The organism is Streptomyces sp. NPDC014861 (genome assembly GCF_043081625.1).
GTDB lineage: Bacteria > Actinomycetota > Actinomycetes > Streptomycetales > Streptomycetaceae > Streptomyces.
The window spans coordinates 14,016-33,508 of the sequence record NZ_JBIBWV010000029.1 but is presented as its reverse complement, the minus strand read 5'-3'; the positions used below and the strand labels follow the sequence as shown (position 1 = coordinate 33,508).

The following is a 19,493-nucleotide window of genomic DNA, read 5'->3' as shown; positions in this document are numbered from 1 at the left end:
CTTCTCGTTCACCCGGGTCACTTTCGTTGCAGCGTGCGTCAGCCTTGCCGGATGACCAGTCTGCCACCCTGACGACGGGCTTCGACGCGGCCGGGCAGGTTGATGGCGCCCTGGCCGCGCCAGCCGGTGATGAGCCGGTCGAGTTCTTCGATGTGGCGGGCGAAGAGGGAGCCGGCGGGGGCGCCCTCGGCGATCACGGCGCGGCGCAGCACGCGGCGGCGCACGGCGGGGGGCAGTCCGTGGAGCTTGGCGCATTCGAGGGCGCCCGCCTCGTCGCGCACGGTGGTCTCGGCGTCGGCGGCCCAGGTGTCGAGGGCGTCGGCGTCGTCGCGGGAGAGCTGGGCCGTTCGGGCGAGGGCTTCGACGACGCCCTTGCCGAGGGCCTTCTCCAGGGCGGGGAGGCCCTCGTGGCGGAGGCGGGAGCGGGTGTAGGCGGGGTCGCTGTTGTGGGGGTCGTCCCAGACGGCGAGCTCCTGCGCGATGCAGGCCTTGCGGACGGTCTGGCGGTCGAGCTGGAGGAAGGGGCGGCGGTAGCGGCCGCGGGCGCCGGAGACGGCGGCCATGCCGGAGAGGGAGCGGATCCCGGAGCCGCGGGCGAGGCCGAGGAGGACGGTCTCGGCCTGGTCGTCGCGCGTGTGCCCGAGGAGGATCGCGGTGGCGCCGTGGCGTTCGGCGGCGGCGTCGAGGGCCGCGTAGCGGGCGTCGCGGGCGGCGGCCTCGGGTCCTCCTTCGCGTCCGACGGTGACGGCGAGGGCTTCGACGGGGTCGAGGCCGAGGGCGGTCATGCGGCCGGCGACCTCGTCGGCGCGGCCGGCGGAGCCGTCCTGGAGGCCGTGGTCGACGGTGATGCCTCCGGCGCGGAGGGGGAGTTTGCGCGCCTCGAAGGCGAGGGCGGAGGCGAGCGCCATGGAGTCGGCTCCGCCGGAGCAGGCGACGAGCACGAGGGGGTGCGTGTCGCGGGGGGCGGCGGGGTCGGTGGGGTGCTCGGTGAGGACGTCGTGGAGTACGCGGCGGACCGCCAGGCGTATCGCCGCGACCGCAGGATGGGGACCCATGGTTCGGTGCCCTTCGTGAATGGGGTGGGGTGCCTCGGTCGGAGTCTTAACGGTCGGAATGGGGTGTTCGGTCACTCAGAGTGCGTCGATGGTGACAGAAACGTGGCCCTTACCCGAGCATTGCACGCCTCACCCCACCCGAAGGGTCCCTCGGATGGGTGATAGGCGGGGACTTCGCCGGTGTCGCCGTGCCGTACGGCTCTCCCGCCCCAGGAGTCTGCCGTACGGTTCACCCTTCGCCGGGTCCCGGCCTCAGGCGCGGTCCTCCGGGCCGGGCCTCAGGAGTCGGCCCTGCGGTGCACGCGCGCGATCCAGTCGGCGGGGGCGGAGATCTCGCTCTTGGTGGGGAGCGTGTTGGGGGAGGTCCAGACGCGGTTGAAGCCGTCCATGCCGACCTCGTCGACGACGGCGCGGACGAAGCGCTCGCCGTCGCGGTACTGGCGGAGCTTGGCGTCGAGACCGAGGAGCTTGCGCAGGGCGAGGTCGAGGCGGGAGGCGCCGCGGGCGCGGCGCTGCTGGAACTTCTCGCGGATCTCGGCGACGGAGGGGACGACCTGGGGGCCGACGCCGTCCATGACGTAGTCGGCGTGGCCTTCGAGGAGCGACATCACGGCGGTGAGGCGGCCGAGGATCTCGCGCTGCTCGGGGGTCTGGACGAGTTCGACGAGGGAGGGCGACGGGTCGCCCTCCTCGGCCTCGGGGCGGCCGCCGGCGAGGGTCTGGGCGGCTTCGCGGAGGCGTTCGACGAAGGTGCCGGGGTCGACCTCGGTGGCGGCGAGGAATGACTGGATCTCGCCCTGGAGGTGGTCGCGGAGCCAGGGGACGGCGGTGAACTGGGTGCGGTGGGTCTCCTCGTGGAGGCAGACCCAGAGGCGGAAGTCGTGCGGGGAGACGCCCAGTTCGCGCTCGACGTGGACGATGTTGGGGGCGACGAGGAGGAGCCGGCCGCCGCCCTGGGGGGCGCCGGGGAGGTCGCGGGTGACGGGCGCGAAGGTCTCGTACTGGCCGAGGATGCGGGAGGCCAGGAAGGAGAGCAGCATGCCGAGCTCGACGCCGGTGACCTTGCCGCCGACGGCGCCGAGGACGGTGCCGCCGGGGGTGGTGGTGCGGCGCTCCTGCATCTTGCCGAGGAGTGGGGTGAGGAGCTCGCGGAAGCCCGCGACGTTGGCCTTGATCCAGCCGGTGCGGTCGACGACGAGGACCGGCGTGTCGTGCGGTTCGGCGCCTTCGGGGAGCATCCGGGTGTAGGCGCGGACGTGTTCCTCGGCGGCCTTGGCGTGCCTGCGGAGTTCGGCGACGACGGCCCGTGCCTCGTCGCGCCCGACGTCGGGGCCGGGGCGGACCAGCCTGGTCGCGGTCGCGACCGCGAGGTTCCAGTCGACCATTCCGGACGTGCCTGCACCACCGATGCTCGTCATGCGTCAACGGTACGGGGTCCCGGCCGGTCGGTGCCCTGTCCGGAGGGTGGGTCAGGTGGCTACTTCTGGCCGGTGAGGGCGGCGGAGAGGCGGTCGAGGGCGGGCTGGGCGAGGTCGGGCGAGGGGGTGCGGGAGGCGAGGAAGGCGAAGGCGAGGAGGCGCCCGTCGGTGGTGACGACGGTGCCGGCGAGGGTGTTGACGCCGGTGAGGGTGCCGGTCTTGGCGCGGACGAGTCCGGCGCCGGCCGGGGCCTGGCCGTAGCGGCCGGCGAGGGTGCCGGTGAAGCCGCCGACGGGGAGGCCGGTGAGGAGCGGGCGGAGCTCGGGGCGGGCGGGGTCGGCGGCGCGGGCGAGGAGGCCGGTCAGCAGGCCGGCGGAGACGCGGTCGCGGCGGTCGAGGCCGCTGCCGTCGGCGAAGCGGGCGCCCGCGAGGGGGAGGCCGAGCTCGCCGAGTTCGTCGCGGACGGCCTTCTCGGCGCCGCGGAAGGAGGCGGGCTGCTCGCGGGCGAGGGCGGTCTGCCGGGCGAGGGCCTCGGCGAGGTCGTTGTCGCTGTTCGTGAGGGTGCGCTCGACGAGGTCGGCGAGGGGGGCGGAGTGCGTACGGGCGAGCGGGGCGCCCTTCGGGGCGCGACCGGGGGCGGGGTCGCCGGTGACCTTCAGGCCGGCGTCGGCGAGGTGGCCGGCGAAGGCGGTCGCGGTGTCGCGGGCGGGGTCGCCGGAGCGGGGGGCGGGTCCGGACGTGCTCCCGTCGAGGCGTCCCGCTCCGGTCATCAGGGCGGTGACCGGGGCGATGTTCTCGTTGGGGCCGATGGGGTGGAGGGCCGGGCCGCGGTAGAGGCCGGTGTCGTAGGCGAGGCGTACGGAGGCGACGCCGCGCTTCTTCAGGACGCGGGCGGTGTCGGCGGCGAGCTTCCTCAGGCGGGCCTCGTCGAGGGTGGGGTCGCCGCCGCCGGTGAGGGTGACCGTCCGGCCGTCGGGGGCGGCGGTGACGGTGGTGGCGATCCGGTGGTCGGGGCCGAGGGCGGAGAGGGCCGCGGCGGCGGTGGCGATCTTGACGGTGGAGGCCGGGGTCATGGGGGTGCCGGCGCCCTCCCCGTACAGCTGCTCGCCGGTGGCGGTGTCCACGACGGAGGCGGTGCGCGAGGTGCCGAGGCCGGGGTCGGCCAGGAGGGGGACGAGGGTGCGGGCGAGGTCCGCCGGGCGGGTGCCGGGGGCGGGGGCCGCGAGGGCGGTGAGGACGCCGGGGGCGCTGGGGGCCGGGGCGGGCTCGGTGCGGCGCGGGGCCGCGGGGGCGGCGGCGGGGGCGGGGTGACGCTCGCCACCCGCCGAAGGGGCGGCGGCGCGGGCCCGCTCGGCCGTACGCTGGCCTCCGTCCCATGGGCCTGCCGCGGTCGCCGCCGCGGCGGCGAGAGCCAGACCGAGCACGGCGGAGCCCGCCGTGAGCTGCCACACCCTCGGCTCCGGCATTGCTGACCAGCCCCTTTCGCGATCACGTACCTGCGTGAGAGACACTTAATCACCGCGCGTCGTCGCGAGCATTCACTTGTGTTGATTCAGGAGGAGCCACCCGTGGAGTTCGACGTTCTCATCGAGATCCCCAAGGGATCGCGGAACAAGTACGAGGTCGACCACGAGACCGGTCGTATCCGTCTTGACCGTCGCCTCTTCACGTCGACGGCCTACCCGACCGATTACGGCTACGTGGAGAACACCCTCGGCGAGGACGGCGACCCGCTGGACGCGCTGGTCATCCTCGACGAGCCGACGTTCCCGGGCTGCGTCATCAAGTGCCGCGCCATCGGCATGTTCCGCATGACGGACGAGGCCGGCGGCGACGACAAGCTGCTGTGCGTCCCGGCGACGGACCCGCGCATGGAGCACCTGCGCGACATCCACCACGTGCCGGAGTTCGACCGCCTCGAGATCCAGCACTTCTTCGAGGTCTACAAGGACCTGGAGCCGGGCAAGTCGGTCGAGGGCGCCGACTGGGTCGGCCGCGAGGAGGCCGAGGCGGAGATCGAGAAGTCGATCGCGCGCGCCAAGGAGCAGGGCGCTCACTGACGCCTGATCGTCGCGTGAGGCGGCGCACCCTCCGGGGTGCGCCGCCTTTCGCGCGTCCGCGGGCCGCTCGCGCGTCCGTACCGCCTTTCGCCCCTCCACGTTTCACACACCCGTCTGACGCTCATACTGGAATCCAAGATTCCCTGGGTGTGAGGCGGAGAGCGCGTGGTGGCGGAGCCGGAGGGCCCCGAGGAGGCTCCGGAGGACCGGAAGCCCCTGTCGGACGAGGCGACCTCGGAGTTCGCGCTGCCGGAGGGCCTGGTGCCGGAGCCGCCGCCCGCGGAGCCGGAGGGATCGGCGTTCGTGGTGCCGGAGGGGCTGGAGCCCGAGCCGCCGCCCGAGCCCGAGGGGTCGGCCTTCGCGCCCCCCTCGACGTACTCATCGAAGGACTCCCCGCCCGCCTTCACCCCGGCCTACGGGGTGCCGCTGGCGCGGCTGCCGCACAACGCGCCCTGGCAGGACCGGATGCGGACGATGCTGCGGCTGCCGGTGGGTGACCGGCCGGTGCCGGAGGCGGCCGCCGCGAAGGGCGAGACGGGGCCCTCGGTGCCGCGCGTGCTCGACCTGACCCTCCGGATCGGCGAGCTGCTGCTCGCGGGCGGTGAGGGCGCGGAGGACGTCGAGGCGGCGATGTTCGCCATCTGCCGGTCGTACGGGCTCGACCGCTGCGAGCCGACGGTGACCTTCACGCTGCTGTCGATCACCTACCAGCCCTCGCTGGTGGACGATCCGGTGACGGCGAACCGGACGGTACGGCGCCGGGGCACCGACTACACCCGCCTGGCGGCCGTCTACCAGCTGCTCGCGGACATCAACGCGCCGGCGCACGAGGTGTCGCCGGAGGAGGCGTACCGGCGGCTCGCGGAGATACGGCGCAACCGGCATCCGTACCCCGGCTGGGTGCTGACGGCGGCGGCGGGCGTGCTCGCGGGCGCGGCGTCGACGCTGCTGGGCGGCGGGGCGACGGTGTTCTTCGTGGCGGCGCTGGGCGCGGTGCTGGGCGACCGGCTGGCGTGGCTGTGCGCGGGGCGCGGGCTGCCGGAGTTCTACCAGTTCCTGGTGGCGGCGATGCCGCCGGCCGCGATGGGGGTGCTCCTCACGCTGCTCCACGCGGATCTGCGGCCCTCGGCGGTGATCACGGGTGGCCTGTTCGCGCTGATCCCGGGGCGGGCGCTGGTGGCCGCGGTGCAGGACGGTCTGACCGGCTTCTACATCACGGCCTCGGCCCGGCTCCTGGAGGTCGCCTACTTCTTCGTGGCGATCGTGGTGGGCGTGCTGTCGGTGCTGTACCTGGCGGTCCAGTTCGGCGCGAAGCTCAACCCGGAGGGGGCGCTGCAGGCCGTGGAGCGGCCGGTGACGCAGACGGTGGCGGCGATGGTGCTGTGCGCGACCTTCGCCATCCTGTTGCAGCAGTCGCGGGCGACGGTGCTCTTCGCGACGCTGAACGGCGGGGTCGCCTGGGTGGTCTACGCGTCGATCGCGGTGACGGCGGAGGGGTCCACCGTGATGGCGACGGCCCTGGCGGCGGGCCTGGTCGGCCTCTTCGGGCAGCTGATGGCCCGCTACCACCACACGTCGTCGCTGCCGTACGTGACGGCGGCGATCGGCGCGCTGCTGCCCGGTTCGGCGACGTACTTCGGGGTACTGGCGATCGCCCAGAACAATCTGGACGGGGGCTTCGCGTACCTGGCGAAGGCGGCGGCGCTGGCGCTGGCGATCGCGATCGGCGTGAACCTGGGCGGCGAGCTGGCCCGGCTCTTCATGCGGGCCCCGGGTGCCGTCTCCCGCAGCGCGGCGAAGCGGACCAGGGGGTTCTGAGGCCCCGTCCGCGTCACGACGAAGCCCCGCTCCCCCTCGGCCTTCCGGCGGAGGGGGAGCGGGGCTTCGTCGGTGTCCTAGCGCTGGGCGGGCCGGCCGCCGTCCTCGCCGTGCGGCGGCTGGTGGTGACCGCCCCGGCCGCTCTGGGCGTCGTAGCCGCCCTGGGCGTCGTAGCCGCCCTGGCCTCCGTAGCCGGGCTGGGCGTCGTAGCCGGGCTGGGCGTCGTAGCCGGGCTGGGCGTCGTAGCCGGGCTGGGGGGCCTGGGCGCCGCCGTAGCCGGGCTGCTGGTCCTGCTGGGCGCCGTAGCCGGGGTGGGGGGGCTGAGCGCCGCCGTAGCCGGGCTGCCGGCTCTGCTGACCGGCATAGCCGGGCTGGGGGGTCTGGGCGCCGTAACCGGGCTGCTGACCCTGCTGACCGCCGTAACCGGGCTGGTTGCCGTAGCCGTGGCCGACCTGGCCGTCGTAGCCCGCCTGTCCGGCGTACCCGGCCTGGTCGCCGTAGCCACCCTGTCGGCCGTACCCGCCCTGCCCCGCGTACCCGCCCTGGTCGCCGTGGCCGGTGTAGCCGCCCTGACCGGCGTAGCCGCTCTGGCCGGCGTGACCACCCTGCCCGGCGTAACCACCCTGGTCGCCGTAACCGCCCTGCCCCGCGTAACCGCTCTGGTCGCCGTACCCGCCCTGGGCGCCGTGGCCGGTGTAGCCGCCCTGGCCGGCGTGGCCGTCCTGGGCTCCGTAGGCGTCCTGGGCGCCGTGGCCGCCCTGCTCCGGCCGGCCGGCGGGACCGGGTCGGCCGTCCTGGTGGCCGTAACCGCCGGGCTGCTCGCCGTACGCGGCCTGGCCCTGGTCGGCCCGGGCGCCGGGGGTGTCCTGGTCCGCGGGGGCGGCCGGGTCGGCGGGGGCCGCGGCGCGGGCGGCGGCGACCTTCTTCGACTGGGAGCGGGCCTTCAGGTACTCGATCACGATCGGGACGACCGAGAGGAGCACGATGCCGATGAGGATGGCCTCGATGTGCTCGTGCACGAAGTCGATCTTGCCGAGGGAGGCGCCCAGCAGGGTCACGCCGGCGCCCCAGAGCACACCGCCGATGATGTTGAAGGTGATGAACGAGCGGTAGTTCATCCGGCTGACGCCCGCGATGATCGGCGTGAAGGTGCGGATGATCGGCACGAAGCGGGCCAGGATCAGCGACTTGGGGCCGTGCTTCTCGAAGAACTCGTGCGCCTTCTCGACGTTCTCCTGCTTGAAGAGCTTGGAGTCGGGGCGCCGGAAGAGCGCCGGGCCGACTTTCCGTCCGAAGAGGTAGCCCACCTGGTCGCCGATGATCGCCGCGGCGACGATCAGCGTGCAGACCAGCCAGAGGGGCGAGTCGAGCTTGCCGGTGGTGACCAGGAGACCGGTCGTGAAGAGCAGCGAGTCACCGGGCAGGAAGAACCCGATGAGCAGGCCGGACTCGGCGAAGACGATGACGAGGACACCGATCAGGCCGAAGGTCTGGATCAGGTAGTCCGGATCCAACCAGCTCGGTCCGAGGGCAAGCGTGTTCACGGTTCCGGGCTCCTGCGGGTGGTGTGGGGGGCATGTCGGAGGGGGACATGCCGACGGCGCGCCCCAAGCTATCAACGTGGCGGAGGGTGCCCCGGTTCCACCTGGACCCCGCGGGATTGCGGAGCGGCCCGGCCCCCGCGACGCTGGGTGGCCAGGAGGTGAGTGCCGATGGGCATCGAGGAGTACGGAGGCGGTCAGGGACCGCACCCCGACGTACTGGTCGTGACGACGAACGACGTCCCCGGATTCGAGGTACGCCAGGTGATCGGCGAGGTCTTCGGGCTGACGGTCCGGTCGCGCCATCTGGGCAGCCAGATCGGCGCCGGTCTGAAGTCGATGATCGGCGGCGAGCTGAAAGGGCTGACGAAGACCCTGGTGGAGACCCGGAACCAGGCGATGGAGCGCCTGGTGGAGCAGGCCAGGGCGCGCGGCGCCAACGCCGTGCTGATGTTCCGCTTCGACGTGACCGAGGCGGCGGACGTGGGGACCGAGGTCTGCGCGTACGGCACCGCCGTCGTCATCGCACCCCGCGGCTGAGCCCGCCGGCCGGGCCCCGGCTCACCGGGCCGCGGGCCCGGAGGGCCGGAAGTCTCGGCCTTTCGAAGTGTTATGGGGCATTTGCTCACCTATGGTGGGGCGGTGGCCACCGATCATGACGCGACCGCCCCCGCCGAAGCCCCGGTACGAGTCCTGCTCCCGCAGGTGCTGCCCGCCCTCGCGGTGGGCGTCGGATCGGCCCTGCTGTTCCTCGGCGTCAGCGAGGCGGCCGAGGGACTTCAGGCGGTGCTCTGGGAGACCCTGCCCGACGCGCTGGACGTCGGCCGGTACTCCTCGCTCTGGATGATCTGCGTCCTGACCGCGACCGGCGTCGCCGTCGGACTGGTCATCTGGAAGGTGCCCGGGCACGCCGGACCCGACCCGGCCTCCGAAGGGCTCGGCGGGCCCCCGCTGCCACCGGTGATCGTGCCCGGTCTGCTCCTCGCCAGCGCCCTCGCCCTCGCGGGCGGTGTCAGCCTCGGCCCCGAGCAGCCGACGATCGCCTCCGCGATCGCCCTGGCCGCCTGGCTGGGCCTGAAGGCCGCGCCGAACGTACCGGGCGCCTTCTGGGGCTCCCTCGCCGTCGCCGGCACCTTCGGCGCCCTCTTCGGCACCCCCGTCGCCGCCGCCCTCGTCCTCTCCGAGGCGCTCGTCGGCAAGCCCGGCCGCGGCTCGCTCTGGGACCGCCTCTTCGCCCCGCTGGTCGCCGCCGGGGCGGGCGCGATGACCACTCAGCTCCTCTCGGACCCCAGCTTCGCGATGGGCCTCCCGCCACTGACCGACCCCGGCTGGGAGGACCTGCTCGCCGCGCTCGTCGTCGCCACCCTCGGAGCCCTCTTCGGCCTCCTCGGCTGCTACGCCTTCCCCCACCTCCACCGGGCCTTCCACCGACTGCGGCACCCCATGCTGATGCTGCCCGTCGGCGGCCTCGTCCTGGGCCTGCTGGGCGCCCTCGGCGGGCATCTGACCCTCTTCAAGGGCCTCCACGAGACCCAGGAGCTCGTCGACTCCATCGGGGTGTACTCCTCCGGCGAACTGGCCCGGCTGGCCGTCGTGAAGATCGTCGCCCTGCTGGTGGCCGCCGCCTGCGGCTTCCGCGGCGGCCGGGTCTTCCCCGCGGTCTTCATCGGCGCCGCCTTCGGCCTCGTCGCCCAGGCGCTCGTGCCGGAGATCCACCCGGCGGTCGCCGTCTCCTCCGCCGTCCTCGGCGTCCTCCTCGCGACCACCCGGCAGGGGTGGGTGAGCCTCTTCATCGCCGCCGTCATCGCCGCCTCCCCCGCCATGCTCACGCTGCTCTGCCTGGCCACCCTGCCCGCCTGGCTGGTCGTCACCGGCCGCCCGCAGCTCGAACTCGACCACCGGGGCGACTCCCTCCGCTGACCCCCTCCCCCATTCCCCTCCCCCGTCCGACCGTCCGACCGACCGCCCGTCCGCCCGTCCGCAGAAGGAGCTCCCGATGGCCCCCCTCCACAAGGGAACCGACGACACCGACTCCGAGCCCTTCCGCCGGCTCGCCCTCAACCCCTTCTACGGCGAGGCCGACCCGATCGGCGGGATGACGGAGGCCCCGCCCCGCCACCGGATGCCCGAGCGGCCCCTGCCGCCGTCCAGCGCCTACCAGCTGGTCCACGACGAGCTGATGCTCGACGGGAACTCCCGGCTCAACCTCGCCACCTTCGTCACCACCTGGATGGAGCCCCAGGCCGGTGTCCTCATGGCCGAGTGCCGCGACAAGAACATGATCGACAAGGACGAGTACCCGCGCACCGCCGAACTCGAACGCCGCTGCGTCGCCATGCTCGCCGACCTCTGGCACGCCCCCGACCCGAGCGCGGCCGTAGGCTGCTCCACCACCGGCTCCAGCGAGGCCTGCATGCTCGCCGGCATGGCCCTCAAGCGCCGCTGGGCGAAGCGGAACGCCGACCGCTACCCGGCCACCGCCCGCCCCAACCTGGTGATGGGCGTCAACGTGCAGGTCTGCTGGGAGAAGTTCTGCACCTTCTGGGAGGTCGAGCCCCGGCTCGTCCCCATGGAGGGCGACCGCTACCACCTCGACGCCGCCTCCGCCGCCGCCCTGTGCGACGAGAACACCATCGGCGTCGTCGCCGTCCTCGGCTCCACCTTCGACGGCTCCTACGAGCCCGTCGCCGACATCTGCGCCGCCCTCGACGCCCTCCAGGCGGACACCGGCCTCGACATCCCCGTCCACGTCGACGGCGCCTCCGGCGCCATGGTCGCCCCCTTCCTCGACGAGGACCTGGTGTGGGACTTCCGCCTCCCCCGGGTCTCCTCGATCAACACCTCCGGCCACAAGTACGGGCTCGTCTACCCGGGCGTCGGCTGGGCCCTCTGGCGCAGCGCCGAGCAGCTGCCCGAGGAGCTGGTCTTCCGGGTCAACTACCTCGGCGGCGACATGCCGACCTTCGCCCTCAACTTCTCCCGCCCCGGCGCCCAGGTCGTCGCCCAGTACTACACCTTCCTCCGGCTCGGCCGGGAGGGCTTCCGGGCCGTCCAGCAGACCAGCCGGGACGTCGCCCGGGGCCTCGCCGAACGCATCGAGGCCATGGGCGACTTCCGCCTCCTCACCCGCGGCGACCAGCTGCCGGTCTTCGCCTTCACCACCACCCCCGACACCACCTCCTACGACGTCTTCGACGTCTCCCGCCGGCTCCGCGAGAGCGGCTGGCTCGTCCCCGCCTACACCTTCCCGGCCCACCGCGAGGACCTGTCCGTCCTGCGGATCGTCTGCCGCAACGGCTTCTCCGCCGACCTCGCGAGCCTTCTCGTCGAGGACCTGAACCGGCTGCTGCCCGAACTCCGGAGCCAGCCCCGCCCCTTCACCCACGACAAGGCCGCCGCGACCTCCTTCCACCACTGAACCGGCCCCCTACGGCCCTCCCACCGAGGCGTCGCCGTCGCACGCCAGCAGGAACTCCGACCAGCGCACCCCGTCCCGCGTCAGCTCGTACCGGCAGCGCGATCCCTCCCGGAGCAGGCCTAGGCCGGTCCTGCGGACGTACGAGGTGCCGTCGTCCAGCTCCTCGAAGGTCCGGCCGCCGTCCAGGCTGCGGTACCCGGACCGCTCGCCGCCGATCTCCACCCGGCCGCCCGGCCCCGGCACCGGCGACCCGAGCAGCGTGCGCGGCTCCGCCACGGCGCCCGTGGTCCACACCCGCTGCCAGCTCCGGCCCCCGTCGAGGGAGCGGTGGAGCGCCCGCAGCGGGTTGGTCACGGGCGTGCCCTCACTCAGCTCGCCCAGCTCCGCCGCGTACACGGCGTCGGGCCCCACCACGACCTTGATGAACCGACCGGGCTCCTCCGTCGGGCTCGACGGTCTGCTCAGGGACCAGCTCCGCCCCGCGTCCCGGGAGACCGCGACCACCGCCCGCCCGCTCGACGGCTCCACACCCGACACCCACCAGGACCCGTCCGGCTCCACCACGCCCGCAGGTACGGGGTGCGCGCCCAGCGGCGGCTGCGCCACCAGGGTCCGCCGCCGCCCGTCCCGCGGCGAGATCACGGCCAGCAGCTCCCGCTCGCACCGCTCCGCCGGCTCACCCGGGCTCGTGGCACACTCGGTGGTGAGCACCGCCCCGGCGGGTATCTCCGGGGTCCGCCCCGCCGGCCGCCGGTCGACGCTCCGCCAGCTCCGCCCGCCGTCCGCGGTGAACCAGCCCTCCAGCGGCTCCTCCCCGCCCCCGTCCTCGATCAGTGCCCGCCCGGGGCCGAGCACCGTCAGCTGCGCCGACACCCCCTCGTCGCCGCGCAGTTCGGGCAGCGGCGAGCGGCCGAGCCGCCATGCCCCGGCGTCCCGGTCGAGCACCGCCACGCGCTGGCGGCAGAAGCCGTTCGCCGGCCGGGCCGGGTCGCCGGCGCACTCCGCGAGCAGCGCGAAGCCGCTGCCGTCGGCGGCGAACCCCACGTCGGCCGCCCAGCCGGGCAGCCCGGCGCCGTCACCGACCCTCGGAGGAGCTCCGAACTCCCCCTCCGCCGAGGGCTCTTCGTCCGCACGCACCGGCTCGCTCCCGCCCGTACAGGCGGCCAGCAGCCAGGCGAGCAGCAGTGCCACGAGCGCGCGGAGCGGAGCCGGCGCCCGGGAAGCGGGAACACGCATCGGACTTCCCCCTGTCCCTCGGGCGGTTCGCGGTGAACCGTCTGCTTCTGGTACACCGCGAACCGCCTTCGGGTTCCCACCCGGGAGGAAGAATCTTCGACCGGACCGACCGGACCGACCGGACCGCCGCACGCCGACCGGACCGACCGGACCGCCGCACGCCGACCGGACCGCGGCACGCTGAGCGGACCGCCGCACGCCGACCGGACCCGGCCTCCCGCCGCCCCGGAGGCCCCCGCCCTACCCCTGGGCCGCCAGCGCCATCAGCTCGTGGGAGTCCTTGCCGTCGAGGGATTCGCGGATCACGTCCGCGTGTCCGGCGTGCCGCCCCATCTCCTGCACCAGGTGCAGCACCATCCAGCGGACGGACACCCGCCCGTTCTCGGGGAACCAGGGAGCGGGCGGCAGCGGAAAGGTGTCGTCCAGACTCGGAGCCGTACGGACGAACTCCTCGGTCTCCTTCGCCACCCCGTCCCAGAAGGCGAGCACCTCGGGCACGGTCTCGCCGGCGACGAGCCGGAAACCGTCCTCCCAGTTCGCCTCGCACTGCTCCCGCTCGTTCTCCCGCTCCTGCGCGAGCCGGAGCCAGCCCAGCTCGACCTCGGCGACGTGCTTGACCAGCCCGGCGAGGTTCAGCCCACTGGCGCTCGGCCGGCTCGACGCCTGCTCCGCGGTGAGACCGAGCAGGGCGCGGCGGAGCGCGGCACGCTGGGCCTCCACGAATTCGAGGAGCGTGCCGCGCTCGTCGCCGGGGTTGTCCGCGGGTGCGAGAGCCACCATGGTGTCCGCCTTCCGTCCGTCTGTCTGGCAAGTACCACGGTACGGAGGAATTAGGACAGATCCTGTCCTCTTCGAGGCCGAGGACCGGAACGATCACCGGGACAAGGACCGGTACGAGGACCGGTACGAGGACCGTGGCTAGAAGGGGAAGCGGCTGCGTCCGTGCTGGATCGAGATCCACTTCTGGGTGGTGAACGCCTCGATCATCGCGTCGCCGTTGAGCCGCCCGATGCCCGAGTGCTTCTCGCCGCCGAAGGGGACGATCGGCTCGTCGTGCACGGTGCCGTCGTTGATGTGGATCATGCCGGTGTGGATCCGCTTCGCCACCCGGACGCCCCGCTCGACGTCGGCGGTGTGGACGGCGCCGCTGAGCCCGTAGGGGGTGTCGTTGGCGATCCGTACGGCCTCGTCCTCCCCGTCGAAGGGAAGGATCAGGGCGACCGGGCCGAAGATCTCCTGGGTGAGGACGGGGGCGTCGGCGGGGATGCCGGCCAGGACGGACGGCGAGACGACATTGCCCTCGACCGTGCCGTGCAGCAGCGCGGTGGCGCCGGCGGCGACGGCCTGCTCGACCGCCCCGGCGACCGACTCGGCCTGCTGGGAGTTGATGAGCGGGCCGATGTGGGTGCCGGGGTCGGCCGGGTCGCCGACCCGCAGGGTGCGCACCTTGGCGACGAACTTCTCGGTGAACTCCGCCTCCACCCGGCGGTCGACCAGGACGCGGTTGGCGGCCATGCAGACCTGGCCCTGGTGGACGAAGCGGCTGAAGACGGCGGCGTCGACCGCGTAGTCGAGGTCGGCGTCGTCGAGGACGATCAGGGCGCTGTTGCCGCCGAGTTCGAGGACGGCGTGCTTGAAGTTCTGGGCGCAGACGGTGGCCACGTGACGGCCGACCCTGTCGGAGCCGGTGAAGGAGATGACCTTCGGCACCGGGTGGGTCAGCAGCGCGTCGCCGATCTCGGCGATGTCGGTGACGACGACGTTGAGCAGACCGGCGGGGAGGCCCGCCTCCTCCAGGATCTTCGCGACCAGCGTGCCGCCGCAGATCGGGGTGTTCTGGTGCGGCTTGAGGACGACCGCGTTGCCGAGCGCGAGCGCCGGGGCGACCGACTTGATGGAGAGGAGGAAGGGGAAGTTGAAGGGGGAGATGACGCCGACGACGCCGACCGGGAGGCGGTAGACGCGGTTCTCCTTGCCGTCCACCGGGGACGGCAGGATGCGGCCCTCGGGGCGCAGCGCCAGCTGGATCGCCTCGCGCAGGAACTCCTTGGCGAGGTGGAGTTCGAAAGCGGCCTTGAGGCGGGTGCCGCCGAGCTCGGCGACGATCGTCTCGGCTATCTCGTCCTCGCGGTCCTCGACGATCCGCAGGGCGCGCTCGAAGACGAGCCGGCGGGTGTACGGGTTGGTCTCCGCCCAGGCGGTCTGCGCGCGCTCGGCGGCGCGGTAGGCGAGGTCCACCTCCCCGGCGGTGGCCACCGTGATCGAGGCGAGCTTCTCCCCGGTGTACGGGTTGAAGTCGATGATGTCCCAGGAGCCGCTGCCCGGCTTCCACTCGCCGTCGATGAACTGGTGGGCCAGGTCGGTGAAGTGCGACATGGACGGATAACCCCTCTGCCGGCTGCCGGTCGTCAGGCGCGCGCGGGCGCCTGATCGCCGGGGCTACTGATGCGCCGTCATCGTACTGATGTCTCAGGAGAGTTGAAGGAGTCCCCGGAGAAGATCACGGCTTTCGGCCGGATCGGGACTGTCCTTCGCCAGCTTCTCCATCACGGCGCCGTACTGGGCGACCTCCTCGCGCTTGTCGAGATAGAGGGCGCCGGTGAGCTGCTCCAGGTAGACGACGTCGGAGAGGTCGGACTCGGGGAAGCTGAGCATGGTGAAGGAGCCGCTCTCGCCGGCGTGCCCGCCGAAACTGAAGGGCATGACCTGGAGGGTGACCCCGGGGTGCTCGGAGACCTCGATGAGGTGCTTCAACTGCCCCCGCATCACGGCCCGGTCGCCGTACGGGCGGCGGAGCGCGGCCTCGTCGAGGATGACGTGGAAGTGCGGGGCGCGCTCGGAGACGAGGACCTTCTGGCGCTCGACACGGAGGGCGACGCGGCGGTCGATCTCGGCCTGCGAGGCACCGGGCATGCCCCGGGCGACGACCGCGTGGGCGTACTCCTCCGTCTGCAACAGGCCGTGGATGAACTGCACTTCGTAGACGCGGAGGAGGGAGGCCGCGGCCTCCAGGCCGATGTACGTCTGGAACCAGCCCGGCAGGACGTCGCCGAAGCTGTGCCACCAGCCGGCGAGGTTGGCCTCGCGGGCGAGGCCCAGGAGGGCGCCGCGCTCGGTCTCCTCGGTGACTCCGTAGAGAGTGAGCAGATCCTCTATGTCCCTGGCCTTGAAGCTCACCCTTCCCAACTCCATGCGGCTGATCTTGGATTCGGAGGCGCGGATCGAGTAGCCGGCGGCCTCTCGGGTGATGCCCCTCGATTCGCGCAGGCGCCTCAGCTGGGAGCCCAGCAGGATGCGCCGGACGACGCTCCCGCCCGCTCCGTTCATTTCGCCTGCGGTCACGGCTCCAGCCTTCCCTTCACGGTGACGAGCCCCCGTCGAGCCCCGGATTCTGCCACCAAACGCTTCAGCGCGTACACATCTGATTACGGAAGGGGAGGCAGAGGGGTGAGATCTGGACGAGGGTCGGTCACGTCCGCGTCAAGAAGATTTCCACAGATTCACCACAGGGTCGGACAGGTCCGGCACCCGAGGGCCGCGTGCACGTGCATCTGCCCTTGCATCCCGTGGGCGCATTCGGAACCATGGACCCCGCGCAGCCGCGTACTCGTTCGCGTTGTCGTGTTGTCGCAATGTTTCGCACTGTTCGCACCGTTGTCGCACCACCACCGCGATTCCCGGGAGTGCCTCGCATGGGGACGAATGGATCGACCGTGCTCGAGCCTTTACGGCAGGGTCTCCCGCCGATCGACCCCGGCGCCGTCTCCACCTCCGCCTCCTGCGCCCTGCCCGCCCGGTACGACGCCGTGCGCGGGGCCCGGAAGTTCACCAGCGCGACGCTGGACAGCTGGAATCTCGGCGACCGCTTCGACGACGTGGCCCTCGTGGTCTCCGAGCTCGTCACCAACGCCCTGCGGCACGCCGTCCCGGACGGCGGCTGTCCCGACGACCCGCAGGCGCCGCCGGTGCGGCTGCACCTGATGCGCTGGGCCTCCCGCCTGGTGTGCGCGGTGCGCGACCCCAGCCGGGAGAGCCCGGAGGCGCGCGGCGGCGAGGAGGATTTCTCCGCCGAGTCGGGTCGGGGCCTGTTCCTGGTCGAGTCGTTCAGCGACAGCTGGGGCTGGCACCCGCTGGCCGGACGGCTCCAGGGCAAGGTGGTCTGGGCGCTCTTCCGGGTGGGCCCGGAGGAGGAGTAGGCCGGGGACGGACGGTCCCGGGCACCGAACGGAACAGAACAGGGGAATGGCCCCGGCGGCACACCGCCGGGGCCATTCCCCTGTTCGTGACGCGCACCCGTCCCGCACGCGCGAGTGTCAGACGAGGTGGTCGAACTCCCCGTCCTTGACTCCCAGCAGCAGCGCCTCTATCTCGGCCGGGGTGTAGACGAGCGCGGGCCCGTCCGGGTGGCGGGAGTTGCGCACGGCAACGTTTCCCCCGGGCAGTTTGGCGAACTCGACGCACGAGCCCTGGGAGTTGCTGTGCCTGCTCTTCTGCCAGACGACACCTCGCAGCTCCGTGGCCGCCATGCCGTTGTACGCGTGGTGCGCGTGATGCACTGAAGGCTCCCCGAGTTGCTTGGTGCAGGTCTCAACTTCCCCGGATCATAGCTTCGTTCATATGCCGATGCATGAGCAGATGCACGTGCACGAGGCGTGGCGTAGTCGCTACGCGACTCAGCGTGCGACGACGCGTCCGCATAAGGCGAAGCCCCCGCGATCTTCCCATCCGGGTGGACGGGAGCGCGGGGGCGGTGGTTCCCGCCGGCGGCCTCAGAGGGCGGGAAGGTCGGAGAGGAGCCGGTCCTCGCGGTCGAGGAGGCGGACGGCCATGGGCGACCGGTCGGGGGTCACGGCGTACCAGACCCCCCAGCCGGGGCGGCCCGCCAGTTCGAGGAGGGCGGCGGTCGTGGTCCGGCCCTTCGCGTCCACGAGGTCGACCCGGCCCGCGTCCCGGGTCCCGTAGTAGAGACCGGAGCGGAAGGTGCCCTCGCCCTGGAAGCTGACGCCGGGGACGCTCAGGTCGATGTTGCCGTCGTCGACGGGCCGGAACTGCCGCGTGCCGTCCTCCCCGCCCTCCCAGTACTTGCCCCGGCCCGTGAGCCACACCGTCCACCCGGGCGCCGCCGCCACCCGCTCCTCCGCCGCCACGGTCCGCACCGGGGTCGGGATCCGCGGGGCGGTGGCGGAGGTCAGGGGGGTGGTGGGGGTCCGGGAGGTGGCGGAGGTACGGGGGGTGGTGGGGGGCGTGACCGGGGATGCGGTGACGGAGGCGGAGGCGGAGGCGGAGGCGGAGGCGGTCGCGAACGGCGGGGCGGCCAGGCCCGCGGCGGGGTGCGGGTCGCCGGCCAGGGCCGTACCCGCCGCGACGGCCGCCGAGACGCCGAGGACGGCGAGGACGGAGAGGGCGACGGTACGGCGCCGGCGGCGGACGCGGCCCGCCCGGACGACCGCCGCCACGGGCGCGGGCCCCGGGGTCACGTCGTGGGCGGCGCGGGCGAACTCGGCGCGGAGCAGGTCGTCCCACGCCTCGGCGGCGTCGGGACCGGCGTCGGGGGCGGGGGTCATGAGGGGGCTCCGTAGGGGGTGCGGAGGGACGGGCCGGACAGCGGCGGAGCGGCGGAGGCGAGCCGGGGGTGGGCCCGCAGGGCGGCGAGACCGCGCCGGGCATGGGTCTTCACGGTGCCGATCGAGCACCGGAGGACGTCCGCGATCTCCTGCTCGGTCAGATCGTCCCAGTACCGCAGGACCATCACCGTGCGTTGGCGGACGCTCAGATCGGCCAACGCCTCCAGGAGGACGGCTCGTTCCTCGACCTGCTCGGCGTGGCCCGCGTCCCGGTGCCGGGCCGACTCCGGCAGCACCGGCACGAGGAGGTGGGCGACCCTGCGGCGGCGCAGACGGCTGATGTTGTTGTTGACGAGGGCCCGGCGCACATAGAGGTCGACCTCCTCGCGCGGGACCCTGTGCCAGCGTCCGTACACCTTGGCCAGCGTCGTCTGCACCAGGTCCTCGGCCTCGTGGAAGTCGCCGGTGAGCAGCCGGGCCGTGCGGACGAGCCGGGGCCAGGCGGCGGAGGCGAAGGCGGCGAAGTCGGCGTCGGGCTCGGGAGCCGGTGGGTGGGTCACGGTGGCGGACCTCGCGTTCGGGAGGTGGTACGGCGGGGCCCGCCCCGTGCCGGGCCCCGCCGAGCGTGGTGGACGGCCCGTCAGTGGTCCAGGGCGGGCAGCTCGACGAGGAGCCGGCCCTTCCCGGAGTAGAAGGCGACGGAGACGTCGTGGCCGGTCGGCGCGGTGTGGGCGTACCAGACGCCCCAGCCGGGGCGGCCGGGCAGCTGGAGGAGCGTCGCGCGGGTGACGCGGCCCTCGGAGTCGGTCACCTCGACCCGTCCGGGGCGGACCGGGCCGCCGTGGACGCCCGAGTGGAAGGTGCCCTCGCCCTGGTGGCTGAGGGCGGGCCGGGTCAGGTCGAGGTTGCCATCGACGACGCTGCGGAACTGCTCGACTCCGTCCGGACCGGTCCAGTGCTTGCCCTGGCGGGTGAGCCAGATCGTGTGGCCTCCGCCCGCGTCGACGCGCTCCCCGGAACGGACGGTCCGCACGGCGGACGAGGGGGCGGCGGAGAGGACGGTGGAGGGGGCGGTGGAGGGAGTGGCGGAGGCGGTGGCGGAGACGGCTGTGGTCACGACGGCTGTGGTCACGACGGCCGGGGCGGGTGCGGAGAGGACGGCGGGGGCGGCCGGGGCCGGACCGGCGGGTGCGGCAGGTGCGGAGGAGGCGGCCGTGGCCGGACCGGCCGGGGCGGCGGGTGCGGCGGGGGCGGCGGCGGCCGGGGCGGCGAGGACGGCGGCGGCCACCGCCGCCGTGACGGCGGCGCCCGCGGCGAGCAGGTGCTTCTTCATGGGTACGCTCCTGGTTCCGTACGGTCTTCCACCCTTCTCAACTCCGCCCG

18 protein-coding genes are annotated in these 19,493 nt (G+C 73.4%); 6 read left to right on the top strand and 12 right to left on the bottom strand.

The features are described 5' to 3' along the window. Window positions 1-38: 38 nt before the first annotated feature. The 3 genes from tilS to dacB all read right to left on the bottom strand — a co-directional run bounded on the left by tilS (window position 39) and on the right by dacB (window position 3,939). The gene (tilS, locus tag ACF1BN_RS33920; RefSeq protein WP_392335425.1) at window positions 39-1,055 is read right to left on the bottom strand and encodes a tRNA lysidine(34) synthetase TilS; all 1,017 of its coding nucleotides are present in this window, start codon (window positions 1,053-1,055) and stop codon (window positions 39-41) included. 278 nt (window positions 1,056-1,333) lie between these two features. Continuing rightward, window positions 1,334-2,473, bottom strand: coding sequence for a zinc-dependent metalloprotease (locus tag ACF1BN_RS33915; protein WP_392335424.1), 1,140 nt, complete (start codon window positions 2,471-2,473; stop codon window positions 1,334-1,336). 59 nt (window positions 2,474-2,532) lie between these two features. Beyond that, window positions 2,533-3,939: a D-alanyl-D-alanine carboxypeptidase/D-alanyl-D-alanine-endopeptidase gene (gene dacB, locus ACF1BN_RS33910; RefSeq protein ID WP_392335423.1), complete on the bottom strand. Its 1,407-nt coding sequence runs from the start codon at window positions 3,937-3,939 to the stop codon at window positions 2,533-2,535. Window positions 3,940-4,041: 102 nt separating this feature from the next. Here dacB and ACF1BN_RS33905 point away from each other — a divergent pair, with 102 nt between their 5' ends. Then, complete coding sequence (locus ACF1BN_RS33905) at window positions 4,042-4,533, top strand: inorganic diphosphatase (RefSeq protein WP_376602461.1); 492 nt, start codon at window positions 4,042-4,044, stop codon at window positions 4,531-4,533. Window positions 4,534-4,698: 165 nt separating this feature from the next. Continuing rightward, window positions 4,699-6,351 (top strand): threonine/serine exporter ThrE family protein, encoded by a 1,653-nt coding sequence (locus tag ACF1BN_RS33900; protein ID WP_376602460.1) that lies wholly within the window; start codon window positions 4,699-4,701, stop codon window positions 6,349-6,351. A gap of 77 nt (window positions 6,352-6,428) precedes the next feature. Here the strand turns inward: ACF1BN_RS33900 and ACF1BN_RS33895 are convergent, their stop codons facing one another. Beyond that, the gene (locus ACF1BN_RS33895; protein WP_392335422.1) at window positions 6,429-7,895 is read right to left on the bottom strand and encodes a VTT domain-containing protein; all 1,467 of its coding nucleotides are present in this window, start codon (window positions 7,893-7,895) and stop codon (window positions 6,429-6,431) included. A gap of 168 nt (window positions 7,896-8,063) precedes the next feature. On the opposite strand from ACF1BN_RS33895, the gene ACF1BN_RS33890 reads away from it, so the two are divergent. From ACF1BN_RS33890 to ACF1BN_RS33880, 3 genes are all read left to right on the top strand, one after another. Further along, window positions 8,064-8,432 carry a YbjQ family protein gene (locus tag ACF1BN_RS33890; protein WP_392335421.1) on the top strand — a complete coding sequence of 123 codons (369 nt, stop codon included), beginning with the start codon at window positions 8,064-8,066 and terminating at the stop codon, window positions 8,430-8,432. 102 nt (window positions 8,433-8,534) lie between these two features. Next, window positions 8,535-9,812: an ion channel protein gene (locus ACF1BN_RS33885; protein ID WP_392335420.1), complete on the top strand. Its 1,278-nt coding sequence runs from the start codon at window positions 8,535-8,537 to the stop codon at window positions 9,810-9,812. 76 nt (window positions 9,813-9,888) lie between these two features. After that, entirely contained in the window at window positions 9,889-11,310 is a 1,422-nt protein-coding gene (locus tag ACF1BN_RS33880; protein WP_392335419.1) for a glutamate decarboxylase, read from the top strand. A gap of 9 nt (window positions 11,311-11,319) precedes the next feature. Here ACF1BN_RS33880 and ACF1BN_RS33875 read toward each other — a convergent pair whose 3' ends face one another. From ACF1BN_RS33875 to ACF1BN_RS33860, 4 genes are all read right to left on the bottom strand, one after another. Continuing rightward, window positions 11,320-12,546 (bottom strand): WD40/YVTN/BNR-like repeat-containing protein, encoded by a 1,227-nt coding sequence (locus tag ACF1BN_RS33875; RefSeq protein WP_392335418.1) that lies wholly within the window; start codon window positions 12,544-12,546, stop codon window positions 11,320-11,322. Between the two features lie 240 nt (window positions 12,547-12,786). Then, the gene (locus ACF1BN_RS33870) at window positions 12,787-13,326 is read right to left on the bottom strand and encodes a DinB family protein (RefSeq protein WP_392335417.1); all 540 of its coding nucleotides are present in this window, start codon (window positions 13,324-13,326) and stop codon (window positions 12,787-12,789) included. A gap of 138 nt (window positions 13,327-13,464) precedes the next feature. Next, on the bottom strand, window positions 13,465-14,922 hold the full coding sequence (locus ACF1BN_RS33865; protein ID WP_392335416.1) for an aldehyde dehydrogenase family protein: 1,458 nt from the start codon (window positions 14,920-14,922) through the stop codon (window positions 13,465-13,467). Between the two features lie 93 nt (window positions 14,923-15,015). Beyond that, window positions 15,016-15,888 (bottom strand): helix-turn-helix domain-containing protein, encoded by an 873-nt coding sequence (locus ACF1BN_RS33860; RefSeq protein ID WP_392335415.1) that lies wholly within the window; start codon window positions 15,886-15,888, stop codon window positions 15,016-15,018. A 350-nt stretch (window positions 15,889-16,238) separates the two neighbouring features. Between ACF1BN_RS33860 and ACF1BN_RS33855 the strand changes: the two genes are divergently transcribed. After that, window positions 16,239-16,742, top strand: a complete 504-nt coding sequence (locus ACF1BN_RS33855) for an ATP-binding protein (protein WP_376598736.1) — start codon at window positions 16,239-16,241, stop codon at window positions 16,740-16,742. 117 nt (window positions 16,743-16,859) lie between these two features. Here the strand turns inward: ACF1BN_RS33855 and ACF1BN_RS33850 are convergent, their stop codons facing one another. The 4 genes from ACF1BN_RS33850 to ACF1BN_RS33835 form a co-directional block, all read right to left on the bottom strand. Continuing rightward, complete coding sequence (locus ACF1BN_RS33850) at window positions 16,860-17,072, bottom strand: DUF397 domain-containing protein (protein WP_030219358.1); 213 nt, start codon at window positions 17,070-17,072, stop codon at window positions 16,860-16,862. 243 nt (window positions 17,073-17,315) lie between these two features. After that, on the bottom strand, window positions 17,316-18,110 hold the full coding sequence (locus ACF1BN_RS33845) for a hypothetical protein (protein ID WP_392335414.1): 795 nt from the start codon (window positions 18,108-18,110) through the stop codon (window positions 17,316-17,318). Further along, window positions 18,107-18,670 carry a SigE family RNA polymerase sigma factor gene (locus ACF1BN_RS33840; protein ID WP_392335413.1) on the bottom strand — a complete coding sequence of 188 codons (564 nt, stop codon included), beginning with the start codon at window positions 18,668-18,670 and terminating at the stop codon, window positions 18,107-18,109. The genes ACF1BN_RS33845 and ACF1BN_RS33840 overlap by 4 nt, the downstream gene beginning before the upstream one ends. 80 nt (window positions 18,671-18,750) lie before the next feature. Next, window positions 18,751-19,443 carry a hypothetical protein gene (locus ACF1BN_RS33835; protein WP_392335412.1) on the bottom strand — a complete coding sequence of 231 codons (693 nt, stop codon included), beginning with the start codon at window positions 19,441-19,443 and terminating at the stop codon, window positions 18,751-18,753. Window positions 19,444-19,493: the final 50 nt, after the last annotated feature.

Excerpts from the sequence above, each read along its gene's own strand:
- tilS (WP_392335425.1), bottom strand. The coding sequence starts at position 1,055 with ATGGGTCCCCATCCTGCGGTCGCGGCGATACGCCTGGCGGTCCGCCGC.
- ACF1BN_RS33880 (WP_392335419.1), top strand. The coding sequence starts at position 9,889 with ATGGCCCCCCTCCACAAGGGAACCGACGACACCGACTCCGAGCCCTTC.
- ACF1BN_RS33845 (WP_392335414.1), bottom strand. The coding sequence starts at position 18,110 with ATGACCCCCGCCCCCGACGCCGGTCCCGACGCCGCCGAGGCGTGGGAC.
- ACF1BN_RS33915 (WP_392335424.1), bottom strand. The coding sequence starts at position 2,473 with ATGACGAGCATCGGTGGTGCAGGCACGTCCGGAATGGTCGACTGGAAC.
- ACF1BN_RS33875 (WP_392335418.1), bottom strand. The coding sequence starts at position 12,546 with ATGCGTGTTCCCGCTTCCCGGGCGCCGGCTCCGCTCCGCGCGCTCGTG.
- ACF1BN_RS33890 (WP_392335421.1), top strand. The coding sequence starts at position 8,064 with ATGGGCATCGAGGAGTACGGAGGCGGTCAGGGACCGCACCCCGACGTA.
- dacB (WP_392335423.1), bottom strand. The coding sequence starts at position 3,939 with ATGCCGGAGCCGAGGGTGTGGCAGCTCACGGCGGGCTCCGCCGTGCTC.
- ACF1BN_RS33865 (WP_392335416.1), bottom strand. The coding sequence starts at position 14,922 with ATGTCGCACTTCACCGACCTGGCCCACCAGTTCATCGACGGCGAGTGG.
- ACF1BN_RS33835 (WP_392335412.1), bottom strand. The coding sequence starts at position 19,443 with ATGAAGAAGCACCTGCTCGCCGCGGGCGCCGCCGTCACGGCGGCGGTG.
- ACF1BN_RS33850 (WP_030219358.1), bottom strand. The coding sequence starts at position 17,072 with ATGGCGGCCACGGAGCTGCGAGGTGTCGTCTGGCAGAAGAGCAGGCAC.
- ACF1BN_RS33870 (WP_392335417.1), bottom strand. The coding sequence starts at position 13,326 with ATGGTGGCTCTCGCACCCGCGGACAACCCCGGCGACGAGCGCGGCACG.
- ACF1BN_RS33855 (WP_376598736.1), top strand. The coding sequence starts at position 16,239 with ATGGGGACGAATGGATCGACCGTGCTCGAGCCTTTACGGCAGGGTCTC.